This is a genomic window from Nocardioides sp., assembly GCF_036274455.1.
Lineage (GTDB): Bacteria > Actinomycetota > Actinomycetes > Propionibacteriales > Nocardioidaceae > Nocardioides.
Window position 1 is genome coordinate 1 of record NZ_DASUFR010000070.1, and the last position, 2,267, is coordinate 2,267.

Annotated in this window: 3 protein-coding genes; 2 read left to right on the top strand and 1 reads right to left on the bottom strand. The window is 72.4% G+C overall.

Translation table 11 applies throughout. The features are described 5' to 3' along the window. The coding region (locus VFV89_RS06695) for a DUF255 domain-containing protein (RefSeq protein ID WP_329705141.1) at positions 1-279 on the bottom strand (279 nt) is incomplete at its 3' end. A 147-nt stretch (positions 280-426) separates the two neighbouring features. On the opposite strand from VFV89_RS06695, the gene VFV89_RS06700 reads away from it, so the two are divergent. Continuing rightward, the gene (locus VFV89_RS06700; RefSeq protein ID WP_329705142.1) at positions 427-2,010 is read left to right on the top strand and encodes a DNA polymerase ligase N-terminal domain-containing protein; all 1,584 of its coding nucleotides are present in this window, start codon (positions 427-429) and stop codon (positions 2,008-2,010) included. Positions 2,011-2,024: 14 nt separating this feature from the next. Beyond that, positions 2,025-2,267 (top strand): acyl-CoA thioesterase domain-containing protein (locus tag VFV89_RS06705; RefSeq protein ID WP_329705143.1); only part of this gene is annotated, 243 nt, incomplete at its 3' end.

The following is a 2,267-nucleotide window of genomic DNA, read 5'->3' on the forward strand; positions in this document are numbered from 1 at the left end:
GTCCATGTAGACCGCATCGACGTCCGGGCGCTCCTCGCGGTCGACCTTGATGCTGACGAAGTGCTCGTTGAGGTAGGCCGCAGTGGCCTCGTCCTCGAACGACTCGTGGGCCATCACGTGGCACCAGTGGCAGGCGGCGTACCCCACGCTCAGCAGCACCGGCACGTTGCGACGCCGGGCCTCCTCGAACGCCCCCGGCTCCCACTCCCACCAGTCGACCGGGTTGTCCGCGTGCTGGAGGAGGTACGGCGATGTCGCGTCCTTCAGGCGGTTCGGCATCGAGCTCCTTCTCGCACGCGTACCCCGGGGTGACCCCCCACCCACACTACGGGTGGCTGATGATCACGAACGTCGTCGAAGTCGCAGGCGTCGGTGGCGCCCGCACCCCGGGTGCTTGCCCGGCGTTCGGCAGGGCACCGTTGGCCCATGGCCGGCGAGCTCGCGACGTACCGCCGCAAGCGCGACTTCACGCGCACGCCGGAGCCCGCGGGCGAGCTCGCGCCCGAGGGGCAACGGCGGTTCGTGGTGCAGCGGCACCGGGCCCGGCGGCTGCACTACGACTTCCGCCTCGAGATTGACGGTGTGCTCGTGAGCTGGGCGGTGCCGAAGGGGCCGACCCTCGACCCGTCGGTGAGGCGGCTGGCGGTCCACGTGGAGGACCACCCGGTCGAGTACCTGCACTTCGAGGGAGTGATCCCCGCCGGAGAGTACGGCGGCGGCGACGTGATCGTGTGGGACACCGGGACCTGGGAGCCGGGGAAGGGCGACCCGTCCAGGGCGCTGCGCAAGGGCGACCTCCACGTCGACCTGTACGGCGAGAAGCTCCGCGGCCGGTTCGTGCTGGTCCGCCGGGACGAGAAGGGGCCGGGGCACGAGGACGAGTGGATGCTGCTGCACAAGCGCGACGAGTTCGCGGCGGACGGCTGGGACCCCGAGGAGCACCCCCGCTCGGTGCTGACCGGACGGACCAACGACGAGGTGGCGGCCGACCCCGACAGGGAGTGGCGCTCGGACGCACCGGCGGCAGAGGCGGAGGTGTCCCTGTTGACCGGCTCCGGAGACCAGCTGCCCGACGAGGCGATCGACGCCCTCGAGCAGCTGCCGGCGAAGGGCGGGACCTGGGAGGTCTTCGGCCGGCGGCTGAAGGTCAGCAACCTCGACAAGGTGCTCTTCCCCGGGCGCGACGACGAGGAACCCGTCACCAAGCGCGAGCTGCTGGCCTACGCCGCCCGCATCGCGCCGGTGGCCCTGCCCTACCTCGAGGGCCGGCCGCTCAACATGCACCGCTACCCGGAAGGGGCCGACTGGCCCGGCTTCTGGCACAAGGAGCGGCCCGGCCACGCGCCGGCCTGGCTGGAGTGCTGGGAGAACCCCGAGGCCGAGGACGACGAGACCCAGGCCTACGTCGTGGTCGACGAGCCCGCCGCGCTGGTCTGGGTGGCCAACTTCGGCGCCCTGGAGTGGCACCCCTGGACCTCGCGCAAGGACGCGATGCACGAGCCGACCTACGCCCTGGTGGACCTCGACCCGGGCAGCGAGACGTCGTGGGACGACCTCCTCGTGCTGGCCCGGCTGCACCGCACCGCGCTGGACCACCTCGGCGTGGTCGGCCGGCCCAAGGTGACCGGCCGACGCGGGATCCAGGTGTGGATCCCGATCCGGCCGGGCTACACCTTCGCCGAGACCCGGGCCTGGGTCGAGCAGCTCTCCCGCACGGTCGGGAAGGTCGTCCCGGAGCTGGTCAGCTGGAAGTGGGAGGTGAAGGCGCGCAAGGGGCTGGCCCGCCTCGACTACACGCAGAACGCCGTGAACAAGACGCTCGTGGCGCCGTACTCACCGCGGCCTGCGGCGGGCGCACCGGTCTCGGTCCCGATCGCCTGGCACGAGCTCGACGACCCCGCGCTGCGGCCGGACCGGTGGACGGTCCGCACCGTGCTCGACCGGCTGGCGTTGGTGGGCGACCCGTTCCGGTCGCTGCTGGGGGTCGAGCAGGAGCTGCCTGACCTCTGATGGATGCTGGCCGGGTGGAGCTGCCAGAGGCCTACTACCTGCCCCTCGACGACGACACCTTCCGGTCCACCGCGGCGACCACGAGCCCGTGGGACCTGGACGCCCAGCACGGCGGTCCGCCCGCGGCGCTGCTGGCCAGGGCGGTGGACGCAACGACGGACGACCCGGCGTTCACGATCGCCCGGCTCACCGTCGACATGCTCGGTCCGATCCCGCAGGGCGTGGTCCGCACCGAGGCCGAGGTGGTCCGGCCGGGC

Bases quoted from the DNA above. Each gene is read 5' to 3' on its own strand.
- VFV89_RS06700 (WP_329705142.1), top strand. From the start codon at position 427: ATGGCCGGCGAGCTCGCGACGTACCGCCGCAAGCGCGACTTCACGCGC.